Origin of the sequence: Bacteroides sp. M10, from assembly GCF_014334015.1 — a bacterium.
GTDB lineage: Bacteria > Bacteroidota > Bacteroidia > Bacteroidales > Bacteroidaceae > Bacteroides > Bacteroides intestinigallinarum.
Genome location: NZ_CP060488.1, coordinates 4,351,171 through 4,368,534, shown reverse-complemented (window position 1 = coordinate 4,368,534; position 17,364 = coordinate 4,351,171). Strand labels below are relative to the sequence as shown.

Here is a 17,364-nt window from a genome sequence, read left to right as displayed (position 1 = left end):
ACCTTTAAAATATAAATATCATGGATACAGAATACGTAAGAAGTCGATTCATTAAACACTTTGACGGAACTACTGGATTTTTATATGCTTCTCCGGGCCGTATCAACCTGATCGGCGAACACACTGACTACAACGGCGGATTCGTTTTTCCGGGAGCGGTAGACAAAGGGATGATTGCTGAAATCAAACCTAACGGTACTGACAAAGTAAAGGCATACTCTATCGACTTGAAGGATTATGTAGAATTCGGTTTGAATGAAGAAGATGCTCCACGCGCCAGCTGGGCAAGATATATTTTCGGTGTATGCCGTGAAATGATTAAACGTGGCGTTGACGTGAAGGGATTCAATACTGCTTTTGCAGGTGATGTGCCTCTGGGTGCAGGTATGTCTTCTTCTGCTGCTTTGGAAAGTACGTATGCTTTCGCATTGAACGAACTGTTTGGTGAAAACAAGATAGATAAGTTCGAATTGGCTAAAGTTGGCCAGGCTACAGAACATAATTACTGTGGTGTGAACTGCGGTATTATGGACCAGTTTGCTTCCGTATTCGGTAAAGCTGGTAGCTTGATCCGTCTGGATTGCCGTTCACTGGAGTATCAGTATTTCCCATTCCATCCGGAAGGTTATCGTCTGGTTCTGATGGATTCAGTTGTGAAACACGAATTGGCTTCTTCTGCTTACAACAAGCGTCGCCAAAGCTGTGAAGCTGCTGTTGCCGCTATCCAGAAGAAACATCCGCATGTGGAATTCCTGCGCGACTGTACAATGGCTATGCTGGAAGAAGCAAAAGCTGATATCAGCGCTGAAGACTATATGCGTGCAGAATATGTAATCGAAGAAATCCAACGTGTACTTGACGTTTGTGAAGCACTGGAAAAAGATGATTACGAAACTGTAGGTAAGAAGATGTACGAAACTCATCATGGTATGAGCAAGCTGTACGAAGTAAGCTGCGAAGAACTCGACTTCCTGAATGACTGCGCTAAAGAATACGGTGTAACCGGTTCACGCGTAATGGGTGGTGGCTTCGGTGGTTGTACTATCAACCTTGTTAAAAACGAGTTGTATGACAACTTCGTTGAAAAGACAAAAGCTGCTTTCAAAGCTAAATTCGGCAGAAGCCCGAAAGTGTATGACGTAGTAATCGGCGACGGTTCTCGTAGAATTGAATAAGAATTTATTCGAAATTAAATAAGTAAGAAGGGCGGCTCCCGTGTGGAAGCCGCCCTTACTTTTACAATTAACAAAAATCTAAAATCTATTACCTATTGATTTAACTAACCCTATTCGTTTTGATTCTTCTTATTGTACGCCCTCTGTCGTCATCTGAATCCGTTTCATCGTACCATCTTCATTATAGTACAAACGGTCGATGCAAACAGCGCGGCGGAAACTACCACCTGCCGTATTAATGCTTCCATTGTGGTAAATGAAGTACCAATCTCCTTTGAATTCGATGATAGCCTGATGATTGGTATTGGAATTACCCGCCAGTTCGTTCAGGATACCTTTATATTCCCAAGGCCCCTCGATACTACGGCTCATAGCATAGCAGATCTTCTCGGGAAATTCGGAAGCGTAAGAGAGGTAATACCAGTCTCCACGTTTGTGTATCCATGGAGCTTCCGTATAACGGGGCAGGTTGATGGGGATAATCGGACCATCCAGCTCAATCATGTTCTTTTTCAGTTTAGCGTAGTAACACTGGGTATTTCCCCAACAGAGATATGCCTGTCCGTCATCATCAATGAAAACCGTCGGGTCAATGTCATCCCACCGGATATTAGTGTATTCGGTTGTCATATCATTGGTAATCAATGCTGATCCGCGAGCATCCACAAAAGGACCTGTCGGAGAATCCGAAACAGCTACACCAATTGATTTGCCGGGAATCGTACCATGTTCTACCGTTACATACCAGTAGAATTTGCCGTCTCGTTCGATTACCTGGCTTGCCCACGCTTCTCCTTTCGCCCAACTGAAATCTTTTGCTTTCAAGGGAACGGGATGCTCCGTCCATGTTTTCATATCGGGAGAGGAAAACACACACCATTCATTCAGCAGGTAGTGTTCTTTGGGAGGAGGACATTCATCGTGTCCGGCATAGATATATACTTTACCATTATGCACCATAGCAGCAGGATCACCCGTATATTTGTATTTAATGATGGGGTTACCGTTAGCTATGAAAGTGGTGTCATTTTGCGCTGACAGCCCGGAAAAGACTGTCAGTGCAAATGAGCAAACAATGAATCTAATCTTAGTTATCATTTCTTCTTGAATTTATAAACCGCAAAGGTGGTAGGTTCCAATTCGGTAACAAACACATTACCTTCAATCGATACCGGAGTTTCCTGCGGAGTGATGGCGGAAGGTTGTTCAAGCGTGTTATCCTTATCAAGATCAAGCGAACGAAGTTTGATGCAACGGCCGTCGGAAAGTACATCCTGTTTTTTCAGACCTTCAAAGTTCAATGAAATCGGTTGGGCTGTGGCGGAAGTATTAGCCACCTTAACAATCAGTTCATTCTTATCCTTGTCATAGACTGCGCTGGCAAAGAGTCCGTTTTGCCCTTCAGCTCCCGTTACACTTTTCTTGTTCATGGTAAGCGGAAGTACATTGGTTCCTTTGTTTTGTGCAAACAACTGCTGTACATAATAGCTTGTTGTACGCACGGAATTCAAGTTATCAAACCAAATCATATCCGGACGCCATTGCCATCCCTCTACGTGAGCAAAAAGAGGAGCATAAGTAGCCATGTGTACGACATCGGCATTGCGTTCCAGCCCTGTCATGAAGGCAGCTTCGAGCAGAGCGGCATGGTAATGATTCCATTTTTTACCTTTTCCGTGGCAGGCATATTCTCCGGCAAAGACTTTCGGGCCTTTACGGTCATAGTTATCATAGCGTGCACCTTGTGCCAAGAACCAACTTTCGGGACGATAGAAATGTTCGTCAACCAGATCGGCTTTCAGACGTTTCATTTCAGGCCACAGATAATCAAATTCTTTACCTTCGGAATTTGGACCGGAGCTACCTACAATCTTCATATCGGGATAGGCCTTACGAATCGCTTTGATGAATGGCTCGAGACGTTCAGGGTATTCTTTACCCCATTGTTCGTTACCGATACCAATGAATTTCAGGTTAAACGGAGCCGGATGTCCCATATCAGCACGCACTTTTCCCCAAGTCGTATTGACGTCTCCATTGGCAAATTCAATCAGGTCAAGTGCATCCTGAATATAGTTATCCAGATCACAGACTGCCACATGTGCTTTCGGATCGTTGTTCTGATATTGGCAGGAAAGACCGCAGTTCAGAATCGGAAGAGGTTCGGCACCCATTTCTTCGGACAACAGGAAGTATTCGTAGAATCCTAATCCGTAGCTTTGGTAGTAATCGGGGAAGAAACGGTGGGTAAAAGTATACTGCCAACGATTCTCGTTCAAAGGACGGTTTTCTACGGGACCTACTGATTTTTTCCAGTCGTAACGGGTATCGAGATCAGTGCCCTCTACAATACAACCACCGGGGAAGCGGAAGACTCCGGGGTGAATATCCGCCAATGCTTGTGCCAGGTCTTTGCGGAGACCGTTTTCATGTCCTTTCCAGGTATCAACCGGGAAAAGGGATACGTGTTCCAGGTCTACGGTTCCTTTGGAAGTAAGGAAAATACGAAGTACGGATTTTGGTTGGGTAATGCCGGGCTTCAGGATGACCTGATACTTTTTCCATTCTTTGGAGTCAATCGTAAGATTCTCCGAGGCAAATGCCTGATGCTCGCCCATGGACTTGGTATCTACCAATTCGATGCGTAATGTTTCTTTCGCGCTTCCTTGTGGCAAACGTGCCCAGACAGAAAAGCGATACTCCTCTCCTTTCTTGACGCCAATACCGAAAAAGCCTTCGTTGTCCAGGCCGGTATGTTTGTGTCCGTGTCCCGGATCGGAAAGACGTACATAATGCGGATTACGTTCAAAAGGTCCATCGTCCATCAGTGTCACTTTGCCATAGGTATTCCATCCCATCAGGTGCTGGGGGAACTCGAATGAGCGGTTCTTTACCAGTTCCGCGTATAATCCGCCATCGGCAGCATAATTGATGTCCTCAAAAAAGAGTCCGTACATGGTAGGTTGGATTTCTGCTCCCAACTTCTTCGTCTGAATCACCAGCTCGTTGGTTTGTGCATGAAGTGCCATACCTGTAGATAAGGCCAATACGGCCAATAAATTCGTGTATTTTCTCATGGTTTTCAATATAAAATTATATATGATTATTTAATTCTTTTTCCCCAGACAGAACGTCCCCGGCTATCGAGTCCGGTAAAGAGAATGGTTTCCGTTTCATTCTCCCAATCGTGTCCTGCAAAGATAATCAGATTCTCTATTTTCTCCGAATCTGATTTTATCATTAATAGATGCTTTTCAGTCAAAAAAGACCAATTTCCATTCATTGGTACAATTTTCCATCTGTCATCTGTGATCTCTCCCGTACAAGTTCCGTCCTTAGCCAACTTGATTCGGGTGGAAAGATTCCACTCACCGTCTTTCAATTTGCCTTCTCCCCACAGAATTTGACCGGCCTCCAGCCGACGTTCATATTTAGGCTCCTGCACCCGAATCATCTCCCACTCTCCTACCAAATCGACTTCGGTGAATTTACGCGAAGGAGTTCCTGTATATCTTTCGGGAGAAACAACCGGCCATCCGTCCGGTGTAAAGAACAACTGGCGGACGTGTAATACCATCAGTTGATTTTGTGGAGAAAGACGTCCCTGATGTGCCATGAAATAGTTTCCCTGTCCGTCGGTGAATACTCCACAATGAGCAGTGCCCGCCCAACCGGAATGATTTTCAAAGCGATAGGGAGCGGTCAGTATCGGGAAGTTGTTCGTGGTGTCCTTTTCGGCTTTGCCGAAATAGTCGGTAAACGGTCCCTGGGCAGCATCGGAACGGCTGACACGTACATTATAAGTAGTCATCAATGGGTCGTATGAAGTGAAGAGATAATACTTTTTCAAGTCGGGGTTATAGATGATTTCCGGTGCTTCCAGATTGTCTTTCCGATAGTTGGCACGGCGGGCTACCAGATGTCCCAAGTCGCCTTCATTGAGAGCTAGTCCTGTTTCCGGATTCAGTTCCACGCAGTAGAGTCCACCAAAGAAAGAACCGTAGTGCATCCACCATTTTCCGGTGATTTCATCGGCTATCACACTGGGGTCGATGGCATTCATGACGGTAGAATCATTGGTTTTGACGATACTGCCTATTTGTGTCCAAGGACCTTCGGGGGAGTTGGATTCAGCAAGTCCGATATACGAAGTCTTGCGTCCGAAAGCGGAGACACAATAGTAGAGACGGCATTTGTCTTTGTAGGGAATGATATAAGGGGCCCAGATATTGGTTGCTCCTTTTCCATCGGCATGTGTCTGCACCCACTGCACAGCTTCTTCCGGAATTTCGGGAAATGCCCATCCCAGAAACTCCCAGTGTACAAGGTCTTTGGAGCGACGCATCTGAATGTACCCCAAGGGCACACCCTTTTCTTCGGCTTCCTTTCGGTTTTCGCCGAAGATGGCGTCGGTAGAATACATATAGTAATAGTCGCCCAGCTTTCGGCAGGACGGGTCGTGCACGTTGTATGTTCCCCATTGGCGGTAATCTTCCATCTTGGCTACTGACAAATAATTATCATCCCAAGGATTCGCGGATGGGGTCGGGCTAAACACGGCAGAAGTACAGCTTGTCAACAAGCTACCAGCTACAAAAAAAAGGGGCATAAACAAGTTTGTCATAACATTAGTGATTAGTTTGTCAATCATGCCACAAAAATACGCTCCGTTTCCCCCATTGAAGGTGGACATACGAACATGATTGGTGGATAATCCGCTAACCTGCTAAAAAGAAGCCCTCTTCCGCTTTTGCGATTTGAGATTATCTTTTAACTTTGCTACTATTAATACGTACAAATATGAAAAGACACCTACTCACACTCCTTATTATATATAGCGTTTTGTTTTTTGCCGGATGGAAGAGCGTGCATGCACAGGAACGATTCGCAGATCGATACAACATCACTTACGTGACAATGAACGAGGGATTGCCTCATAATTTCATCGACGATTTATATAAAGACAGCCGTGGATTCTTGTGGATTTCCACTGCCGGCGGCGGAGTGTCACGCTACGATGGTTATGAGTTTGTGAATTACAATCCAAACACTCCCAATTGCAAATTGAAGAGTAATTTTATTATTAATGTATGCGAAGATTCAGCTCAACGTCTTTGGATGGTGTCTGAAGGAGGAACGGATATCATTGACCTAACTACCTTGAAACCGACCATACCGAGGGATGCCAAAGGGGTCTTGAAAAACATATTGAATCAACCGGCTGTACACGTCATGAAAGATTCGAAAGGTTGTATCTGGCTACATTGTGCCAATAAACTCAATCGTATTGTTTTTAATGAAAAAGGAGATGTAGAAACGGTCTCCACTCTCGACCTCGTTGTCCTGAACGGGCCGAATATTGCTCTTCAAGATATTGACGAAGACGGTAAAATTTGGGCAGGAATCAATGGTGAAATACTTAAAGTGGATTGGGACTCACAGGGAAAACTGACAACTACCCCAATCGCCGAATGTCTAAAATTCGAGCCTGGAACTTATATTTCCGATTTTCTTATGAAGGAAAACGAGGTATGGATTTCCACCGACCGGGGACTGTTCCGATATAATAAAAGCGGGAACATCGTCAAACGGTATGAACACGACCCTAACAACCCACGTTCGCTTTCGCAAAATTACTTGACCGACCTGTCTATAACCAATGACAAACAATTGATTATTGCCACCTTGCGCGGTGTAAACATCTATAATCCAATGACGGACGACTTTGAGTGTATCGCATCCGGTGACTTTCAAAATGGAAGTTCCAATCTGCTAAACAGTAATTTTATCAATTGTATACTGTCTGAGGAAGATCATATCTGGTTCGGAACCGAAACCGGTGGTATTAATATGCTAAGTCCACGACGGTTGTCGATACGGAATTATCTACACAACAAGGAAAATCCGTCGAGTTTGTCTTACAATCCGGTGAATGCCATTTACGAAGACAAGTACGGCACTTTATGGGTAGGAACTGTGGAAGGCGGGCTAAACCGGAAAGAGCATGGAAGTGAAAAGTTTACACATTTCACCCGTGACCATGGTGGACTAAGCCATAATTCCGTCAGCGCGTTAACAGCTGATCCGGACGATCATCTCTGGATAGGAACCTGGGGTGGAGGCATCAACCTTCTCGACCTGAAAGCTCCCCAAGAAGTGCTGAAGGTCATTTCTTCTCAGACAAGTAGCGGATTTCCAATCGACTTTGTCGGTTCGTTGACATACGACCCTATTAATAAAGGTATATGGATTGGTGCCAATCAAGGGCTTTACTTTTACGAACCGGAAACCGGAACAATCAGTGCTCCTCTGGCAGACAAAGTGGCGGAGAATATTCATGGCTGCATCGGTTCTATTATTGATAAAGAAGGGAAGCTTTGGATTGGATGTCTGGAAGGGGTATATATCATCAACCTTCATTCCCGTTCGGCCGCAGGAGAGTTCGAATACAGGCATTTAAACTACAAGCTGAACGATCCCAACTCTCGTCTGATTGAAAAAATCACCTGTTTTTTTGAGACAAAGGACGGCACACTCTGGCTGGGAAGTAGCGGATATGGCATTTACAAACGGACTACCAACGAGCAGGGAAAGGAAATATTTGTATCTTACAGCACTCCTCAAGGATTGCCTAACAGTAGTGTGCGTGGAATATTAGAAGATGGCAACGGGTATCTGTGGATTGGCACAAACAATGGTCTTTCCTGCTATCATCCGGAAGAGAATCGGTTTATCAATTATACTTTGCAGGATGGACTGATTAACACCCAGTTTTACTGGAACGCTTCTTGCCGTTCGACACAAGGTTTACTTTATTTCGGCAGTGTTGGCGGACTGGTAGCTATCGAGAATAATCGTCCGACCATTTCTCTTCCTGCCGCCAAGGTACGTTTCACACGCCTACGGATCGGCAATGAGGAGATATTGCCGGGAAGCGAATATTTGCCGGAAGACATTGCTATCACTACGGAGCTACGTCTGCACGAGAAGGAGAAATCGTTTTCACTGGAGTTTTCAGCGCTCAATTTTAAGCCAAGTAATACGGCAATTTACAGTTACCGGTTGCTCGGATTTGATGATAAATGGATGCAAGTGTCCGGCAACCGCCGTTTTGCCAGTTATACCAATTTGCCTCCGGGCGACTATACACTGCAAGTGAAATATACTCCCGACAGAGAAAATGAAGGAGAGAATGTGACTGAACTGAAAATTACAATTGTTCCATACTTTTACAAAAAAGTTTGGTTCATTCTACTGATTATCATCCTCGCGCTAGTAAGCGTATGGCAATTCTACCAATGGAGAATCCGCACGCTGAAACGACAGAAGGAATATCTGCATCGCACGGTGGAAGAACGCACACACGAGCTGGAACAGCAGAAGCATCTGCTGGAAAATCAGACGGAAGAACTTTCACGCCAGAACCAGATGCTAACCCAGCAGAATGAAAAGATTACGAAACAAAAAGCGCAATTGATCCGAATGTCGCATAAAGTACAGGAGCTTACGCTTGATAAGATCTCGTTTTTTACCAATATCACACATGAATTCCGTACGCCGATTACGTTGATTATCGGGCCTATCGAGCGGGCATTGAAGTTGAGTTATAATCCGCAGGTGATCGAACAACTTCATTTCGTTGAGCGCAATTCGAAGTATCTGTTGTCATTGGTCAATCAGTTGATGGACTTCCGCAAAGTAGAATCCGGTAAGCTGGAGATTGTCAAAACACGGGGAAATTTTCTGAAATTCATTGATTCGCTAATCACTCCTTTCGAGGTGTTTGCGGGAGAAAGGAATATCGTACTGAAAAGGTATTACAGGATAGAAACACCGGAGATTCTGTATGATGAGGAAGCAATGCGTAAAGTGGTGACTAATCTATTGAGTAATGCTATTAAATTTACGCCGAATGGAGGTACTGTTTCCCTGTATATATCTTCCCTATCATCTGGTGAGGGTGGAAAAGAATCTTTGTATATATGTGTCTGCGATACCGGGCCGGGCATTCCGGAAGAGGATCTGAACCGGATATTCAATCGTTTTTACCAGTCGCAGAATCAGGTAAAATATCCGGTGTACGGACAGGCGGGAACCGGTATAGGGCTTTACCTCTGCAAACGAATCGTGCAGATGCACGGTGGGGAAATCAAGGTGCGCAACAACCACCTTTCAGGCTGTTCGTTCCGTCTTCTCCTCCCCTTACAACGGGAAGAAGAAAAGGATGACAAGCTGATAATCATTAATTCTAACGATTCTTCGATTAATGCTACGCCAACTTCCCAAACTCCTAAAGAGAAAGAGGCTTTGACGATTCTAGTGGTGGAAGACAATGTGGATATGCGGGGATATATCCGTTCCATCCTCCGTGAACAATATAATGTACTGGAAGCGGCGGATGGAGAAGAGGCGTTGCATATTCTAAACAGCAATCCGGTGGATTTTATTATCAGCGACTTAATGATGCCGGTGATGGACGGTGTCGAACTTTCCCGTCGGGTGAAAGATACTTTCGCCATTTCACACATTCCTTTCCTGATGCTAACTGCCAAGACTTCACAAGAGGCCCGTTTGGAAAGTTATCGTATGGGAGTAGATGAATATTTATTGAAACCTTTTGATGAAACATTGCTATTGACACGTATTCAGAACATCTTGGAAAACCGAAAACGCTATCAGCGCAAATTCACGCTCGACATGGATGTGGATGTGCTGAATATGGAGGAAGAATCGGGTGATAAGAAGTTTATGAATCAGATAATGGAAGTAATCAAAGAGAATTATAAAAATTCTTATTTTGAGGTCAGTGATTTCAGTGAAGCTGTAGGAGTGAGCAAAAGTTTGCTGAATAAGAAACTGCAAAGCCTCATCGGACAATCAGCCGGACAGTTTATCCGAAATTACCGATTGAATATAGCACGCGAACTGATTCTGAAGAATCGGGAAACGAAAAATATGAATATTGCGGAAATAGCTTATGAAGTAGGATTCAACGATCCTAAATACTTCACCAGGTGCTTCACCAAATATTTTAATACGACACCGAGTTCACTGCTTAATAAGGAAGAATAGTTTTACCTAAAAACAATAATCTCACATAATAAGTTGTATTTTTTACACCTAAAATCTTTTATCCACCTCTAAAACACGTTTGTCCACCCTCATTTACCATCAATGCCATACTTTTGTCATGCAATCGGTGCTCAATCCTTTGGGAGAGCACCATGCATTTAAAGTTTAATCTAATATTAATATTATGAAGAATGACAAGAAAATGGCTGTCGTATCGTGCATAGCTTCGGCTAAATCCAACCTTCCCCCTATTGCACAACAATTTAATCTATCAAATTAACAACCTTAATACTTTTAAAAATGAGGAAACATTTATTTTTTTCCCTAATGCTTAGTATGTGTACCTTTGGCGGCATGGCGGTGTATCCTACACCTGCAATGGCTACCGTGGCACAATCTCCGACTATCAAGGTTCGTGGTCAAGTTATCGACGAACAAGGTGAACCCATGCCAGGGGCTACCATCAAGATTAAAGGTGGACAAGGCGGAACCGTTACCGACTTAGACGGTAACTTCCAACTGGAGGTTCCTGGAAACGCTACCCTTTTGATTAGCTATGTGGGCTTCAAAGAACGTGAAGTGGCTGTTCGCAACCGCGCCATTATTGAAAGCATCCAGTTGCAAGCCGATAATAAGATGCTTGAGCAAGTGGTTGTCGTAGGCTACGGTACACAAAAGAAATCCGACTTAACCGGTTCTGTTGCCGTGGTAGATGCGGAAGCCTTGAAACAGACATCAAACTCCAACATCTCCACCATGCTCGAAGGTAAGGTTTCCGGTGTACAAATCACCTCTGACGGACAACCCGGAGCCGATCCTACCGTTCGCATCCGTGGCGTCGGGTCTTTCGGAGACACCTCTCCTCTTTACGTTATCGACGGCGTTCCCATGGGAACTTCCATCCGCGATTTCTCTTCAAACGATATTGAAACCATCCAAGTGCTGAAGGATGCTTCGGCTGCTGCCATCTATGGTTCGCGCGCCGCCAATGGTGTGATTATCATCACCACCAAACGCGGACAAAAAGACCAACCACTGAAAGTGGATTACAATGGTTACTTCGGTGTGGATAATATTCCTAAAGGTGTCTATGATGTAATGAATGCTGACCAGTACAGCCAGTACCTCGGTCAGGCAGCCGCAAACTCCAACACTCCGTTGCCAACGGGATATAAACTTGACAGCGAAACCGGAAAATACCATTTCCAAGATGACACCAACACCAACTGGTTTGATGAAGTATTCAAAGCGGGTATCCGTCAAAACCACAATGTAAACCTCTCCGGAGGTGGCGCCCATAACACCTATAATATATCATTAGACTATTTCAACCAAAAAGGAACTCTCGAAGGTGCCGGCCCTAACTATGAACGTTACACGGCGCGTGTCAACAACACCATGGAGACCAAATTCATAAAGTTCCAGACCAGTCTTGTTTACTCTCACTCCGACCAAGACAATATGGGGCTTTCGAATGCTTCCGAATACGTTCAAGGTCTGTATGGTGACGTAACCAATGTGCTGCGCGGTACCTTAATGATGCAGCCCACCATCAAGGCATACGATTCTTCTACATGGGTACTTGATAACTTAGTAGGAATCGCCAACAACTTTAATTATGACGCTTACGGCTATGGCGTATACTACGATACCGTGCATGGTGACATCTCCGCTTCCAACCCGTTGCTGGTAAATAACCTACTGCAACGTAACACCCGCGTAGATCGTTTCGTGGGAACCGGATCTGCCGACGTGGATATCCTCAAGATGATTGGCGTTGATAACAAAAATCATAAGCTCAACTATAAAGTGAACCTCTCTTACAGCAAAACCCATTGCAAGGACTTCACTTGGATTCCCGCATGGGTGCAGAGTAACCGTGTGTACTTGTCCAAGAGCAACGAACGGCTCACCAAGGGGTCGCGCGACTATTCGGATGCTTTGATAGAGAATGTGATTACTTACGATGGCACGATAGGCAAGCACCACATCAACGTATTGGCAGGCCAGAGTTACGAAGAAGAAGACACCGACCTGCTGACCGGATGGGGAATCAACTTCACCGAACCGTATTTTCTACAGCTCCAGAATGCTTCCGACACGTATTCTGAAAGCTACGAATACAAACATTCCATCCTTTCTTACATCGGTCGTATCAATTACAATTACGATGACAGATACTTATTCTCGGCAACAGTGCGCCGGGATGGCAGCTCGCGCCTGACCAGAAATATCCGTTGGGGAACTTTCCCTTCCGTCTCTGTGGGTTGGCGCTTCGACAAGGAAAAATTCTTCCCCTTCGACCAGAATGTCGTAAACCTGTTCAAGGTTCGTGCCAGCTATGGTGAACTCGGTAACGAGAATATCGGTGAGTATATGTATCAGGCTGTCATGTCGCGCAACAATATGACTTACAATTTCAACGGTAACGTAGTGACCGGTTCTGCCGTTTCCACTTTCGTGGACAATAACCTGGCATGGGAGAAAAAGAAAACCTACAACGTGGGTATCGACCTCGCCTTGTTCAACAATCGCTTAGAGTTCACAGCCGAATGGTACAAGAACACCAGCGAAGACCTGCTGTACGCTGTCCCTGTGCCCGAACAAGCCGGTGTATCCAATACCACCGTTACGATGAATGCCGCCTCGATGAACAACTCCGGTTTTGAGTTCTCGGCTACCTACCGTAACCGCGATCATGACTTCAAGTATGAACTTTCGGCCAACCTAAGCACGTTGCGCAACCGTGTGACTTCGTTAGGCTTTGGTACCGACTCTTATATCTCCGGAGCATATATTACCAATGTAGGCCAAGAAATAGGTCAGTTCTACGGCTGGGCTTATGAGGGTATTGCCCGCACGCAGGAAGACTTGGATAACCACGCCACTCAAGAGGGTGCCCAGATTGGCGACTGCCTCTATAAAGACATAAGCGGACCGGACGGTAAACCCGACGGTAAAGTAGACGCCAACGACCAAGTGGTGCTGGGCAGCGGTATGCCTAAGATTCATTTCGGTCTCAATGCTCGTTTTGAATACAAGCGCTTCGACCTAAGCATTGCTACCTTCGGTGCGCTGAACTATCATGTCAGCGACGACATCTACAACTCGCTTAACTCTTGCTACGGCTGGGGAAACAAAGAGGTGGGTATGCTTGATGCCAACCGCTTTAGCGAAGACGGTAGCACTTATCTTTCCAACGTGCCACGCACTTATGTCACCAACAGCGCCAGCTTGGGTTGGAACGACCTCTTCAGTTCACGCAAGATTCAGAATGCAGCCTACTGGAAGATTGCCAATGTAGAATTGGGCTACAATTTCCCTAACGAGTGGTTCGGAAAATATGTATCAGATGTACGTTTCTACGTGTCAGCACAGAATCTCCACACATTCACCGGATATCACGGTTATAATGTAGACTATGCGGGAGGAACTTTTACTCCGGGATACAACTTCTGTTCTTATCCTACTGCACGCACTTTCATGTGTGGCGTTCATTTTACATTTTAATCGTTACTATCTAGTACCTAAATACTAAAAACATATTTTATGAAACTATATAAATATTCACTTATTCTCATTTTGGGATTTAGCACGCTGGTTTCTTGCAGTGACAAAATGGATCTGTTGAATCCCAACCAACAAACCTCAAGTACTTTCGGCTTTAATGCCGATGATTTGGAGGAAAGCGTGATTGCCGCCTACAACCATATCCGCATGGAGGGTTCCTATGCTCGTGTAGGCTACACCATCGACGTGTGCCGTGGCGATGAAGCCTGGAACTCTTCACAAGTGTGGTACATGCCTTTCGATGACCTTAACGCAGAAGTTACCTCGGACATCACGTGGTGGCCTTGGCGGGAATGGTACTACACCATCAACGTGTGCAACTTCGCCATTTCCCGTTGCGGTGAGGACAACAGCCAACTTTCTAATAAAATGAAACGCATCAAAGGACAAGTGCTTTTCTTGCGCGGCCTGTCGTACTACAACTTGGTTGGTTATTATCAGAATCCGCCCCTCATCACAGATTATGCCACCTATTCTTCGTTAGACGGACTGTATACCACCAACAGCACTTACGATAACGTGCTCGATCAGGTGGAAAAAGATTTCCACGAGGCGATGGAATTGCTTCCTTCCCGTGATGAAGGCGGCGAATGGGCTGGTGGACGTGCCACCTGCGGCGCTGCGGCAGGCTATTATGCTCGCGCCCTCATGATGCGTCAAAAATACAGCGATGCACTCACGGTGCTGAAAGACATCATTGGCAAAAAATACGGCACCTATCGGCTAATGTCCAACTATGGCGATAACTTCCGCGAAGGTTCGGCATACGAGAACAATGCGGAAAGCCTCTTCGAAGTGCAGTATCTTGACTATGGAGCGCAAGGCACCGACGACGAGTGGACTCCGGTAAATACAAGTCCCAATGCCACACAAGGATCGGCTATTGAGAGCAACTTTGGTCCCGGTAACTATGGCGGTTGGGCCGACATCTCGGCTTCGCCCTGGCTCTATCAACTCTTCAAAAGTGAACGTACTATCAATGGCAAACTCGACCCCAGACTCTATTGGACCATCGGAACCTACGAAAACGACTGGGCGGATTTCGAGTATGGTAATGTAGCTTATACGCACAAACTTACAGCCACCGACAATATTGTAACCAACAACACTTACGGTGGTCTGCCGATTGCCAAATTCACGAATCTCCGTACCGGTCTGTACAGCACCATCGTTACAGGCTTGCACGATGGCATCAACCTGCGCCTGATGCGCTATTCAGATGTGCTGCTCCGCGCTGCCGAGTGCGAGAATGAAGTCAATGGTCCTACACAGCAGGCTATCGACTGGATTAACGAAGTGCGCAATCGCGCTGATTTGTCCGACTTGGAACTTTCCGACTTCGACACGACTGACCAACTCTTTGAGCAGATTGCCAACATAGAGCGTCCCAAAGAGTTCGGCTGCGAATTCGGTCGAGGTTTCGACCTCATCCGCTGGGGCTTCTTCTACGACAGCAGCCGCTTGAAACAGCTCAAGGAACACGGTACGGTACGCCGCTCTACAGTGGGAGTAAAGAATCCTGTGAACTACAGCGATGTAGCAAACGATCCTGAACTGAAGAGCACTTTCGATACCTACATATCGGGACACGAATTCCTGCCCATTGTGCAGCAGTTGATGAACAACAACCCGAATCTGAAAGGCAACTCCGCCAACTATAGTACAGATAATTCCACTTACTTCCGGGAAAGCGGATGTAAAGTGCGTCCGGTTGTAAATTTAAGCAAGTAAATAAACTTAGAGACCTATTAAAATTTAAGACAATGAGATTACTAAAAAAGATAGCATACGCTTGCTGTTCCGTAACCTTTGGATTACTGACACTGACAGGCTGCACGGATGGCAAACTTTATGACGTAAACGCCCCCGACTGGATTTCCGATAAGATACAGGAAATTGAAGATTCGAAGAAACAACCGGAAGATGAAGTGCTTGAGGGCATGCAGGAAGATGTGTACACCATCGGAAATACGGATTTCACCTCCGGTTGGTGGTCTACTTTCTCCAAGTATTATGTGGTACCTGATGGCGAGAAGTGGAATGCGGTGTTCAATCTCCATATCAACCCGACCGATAACACGTATTTCAAGAACTATGCCCTTGTAGTCACCAACGATGTGGATCGTGGAGGTACAGGATACACTGAATACGGAGCTATCCGTTTTGATGCCACAAGCGATTCTATAGCTTACAACTCGCAATGGGGCAAGCTCTATTTTAAGTACACCACAAGCACATTGCTCCTATCTCCTGATGCCAGCAATGCAGCCCCTAACGTACAGAGCTTGGGCGGCAAGGTGACACTCACCGTTGACCGTACCAATGAAAATGCTTTTACCATAAAGATGACCAACGGTGTAGCCACCAAGATTTACAAGCAACCATACAAGGAAGGAAATCTGAATGCAGATGCGAACAACACCAATATCCGCTGCTTCTTAGTTCCCGAAGGTTCTTACATCGATTTCTTGCAGACCAACATCGTCCCTATAGGTGGCCTTACATCTGCTCTAGACAAGAATCCGGTATCGATGGTACTGCAGGACGTACCTGATCAAGTCAACGTAGGTACTCCGCTCGAAGAGGCCATGATCGATGTATCGGCCATCGTTACCTTTGAAGAGGGAGTGACCAAAACTGTACCGGCTGCCGAACTCTCTATCTCTGCCATCCCTGATATGGAGCAACCTGGTGTGAAAACTCTTGTGGTCATCTACAACAAGACCTTAAAGGGTGAGAATTGTGATAAACCGATTATGGCTAATACTACCTTTGAAGTAGTGGAACAGATTGCATCCATCGAGGTGACTACCCCACCCTCGCACACACAATACTATTATTACACCTCGGCAGCTACCGAGAGTTTGGCGAACCGGACGATGGCCTTCGACCCGACAGGTATGGTGGTTACAGCAACTTACACCGACCAAAGTACAAGAATCATTGACAACGCGAGACTCATCTTCTCTGCCGTTCCGGTGAAGACCGGTTCGCAGATCGTTACCATTACTGCTGAAGAAGGAATCACCGCAACGGTAGAGGTTAACGTCTCCAAGTCTATAGCTTCTGAAGTGAGAAACACAACTAGCATGGTAGGAGCCGAAGACAACTCAACGGGCTTCCACGGAGCCTCTTCCGACATATTCAACGTACCTGTGGGCAAGACAAAGTATATCACCTTCACCAACTATAGTGATTTGGCTGCCAACTGGAATAACTTCCTTGTATTTCTCCATAAAAGCATAACTACTGACGAATACGCATTTGTTCGCGCCGACAACTTCGGATTAGGCAATGGATATGCCGCCTGCGTTAATGGCGGAACACAAGGCGACTGGGACACTTGGCTTTCCGGTATGAATGGAGCCAAAGTCACGGTCTATGTAACTAATTGCGGCAATAGCACCGCTGACATCCAGGCAGTGATGGTGGGTACTAAAGGCAAAACCTCTACCCAGTATTATTTGGGCATCAATACCATAGATCCCAATGACCTGTGTTTTACATTATCTGTCGAGAAGGCTCATCTTGTCTTCAATGAATAAGA

8 protein-coding genes are annotated in these 17,364 nt (G+C 45.6%); 5 read left to right on the top strand and 3 right to left on the bottom strand.

What is annotated here, in order from left to right:
* The first annotated feature begins 20 nt into the window (after positions 1 to 20).
* Complete coding sequence (gene galK / locus H8796_RS15550; protein ID WP_117936905.1) at positions 21 to 1,175, top strand: galactokinase; 1,155 nt, start codon at positions 21 to 23, stop codon at positions 1,173 to 1,175.
* Positions 1,176 to 1,304: 129 nt separating this feature from the next.
* Here galK and H8796_RS15545 read toward each other — a convergent pair whose 3' ends face one another.
* From H8796_RS15545 to H8796_RS15535, 3 genes are read right to left on the bottom strand one after another with little or no spacing between them, the layout of a single operon-like run.
* Entirely contained in the window at positions 1,305 to 2,273 is a 969-nt protein-coding gene (locus tag H8796_RS15545) for a glycoside hydrolase family 43 protein (protein WP_187343826.1), read from the bottom strand.
* Entirely contained in the window at positions 2,270 to 4,252 is a 1,983-nt protein-coding gene (locus H8796_RS15540; protein WP_117936907.1) for an alpha-L-arabinofuranosidase C-terminal domain-containing protein, read from the bottom strand. The genes H8796_RS15545 and H8796_RS15540 overlap by 4 nt, the downstream gene beginning before the upstream one ends.
* A 26-nt stretch (positions 4,253 to 4,278) precedes the next feature.
* The gene (locus H8796_RS15535) at positions 4,279 to 5,799 is read right to left on the bottom strand and encodes an arabinan endo-1,5-alpha-L-arabinosidase (protein WP_270439291.1); all 1,521 of its coding nucleotides are present in this window, start codon (positions 5,797 to 5,799) and stop codon (positions 4,279 to 4,281) included.
* Positions 5,800 to 5,975: 176 nt separating this feature from the next.
* Here H8796_RS15535 and H8796_RS15530 point away from each other — a divergent pair, with 176 nt between their 5' ends.
* From H8796_RS15530 to H8796_RS15515, 4 genes are all read left to right on the top strand, one after another.
* Positions 5,976 to 10,247, top strand: coding sequence for a two-component regulator propeller domain-containing protein (locus tag H8796_RS15530; protein WP_117936911.1), 4,272 nt, complete (start codon positions 5,976 to 5,978; stop codon positions 10,245 to 10,247).
* 300 nt (positions 10,248 to 10,547) lie between these two features.
* Complete coding sequence (locus H8796_RS15525) at positions 10,548 to 13,757, top strand: TonB-dependent receptor (RefSeq protein ID WP_117936913.1); 3,210 nt, start codon at positions 10,548 to 10,550, stop codon at positions 13,755 to 13,757.
* Between the two features lie 39 nt (positions 13,758 to 13,796).
* Positions 13,797 to 15,548 carry a RagB/SusD family nutrient uptake outer membrane protein gene (locus H8796_RS15520; protein WP_117936915.1) on the top strand — a complete coding sequence of 584 codons (1,752 nt, stop codon included), beginning with the start codon at positions 13,797 to 13,799 and terminating at the stop codon, positions 15,546 to 15,548.
* A 32-nt stretch (positions 15,549 to 15,580) separates the two neighbouring features.
* Positions 15,581 to 17,362 carry a hypothetical protein gene (locus H8796_RS15515; protein ID WP_117936917.1) on the top strand — a complete coding sequence of 594 codons (1,782 nt, stop codon included), beginning with the start codon at positions 15,581 to 15,583 and terminating at the stop codon, positions 17,360 to 17,362.
* The last annotated feature ends 2 nt before the right edge of the window (positions 17,363 to 17,364 follow it).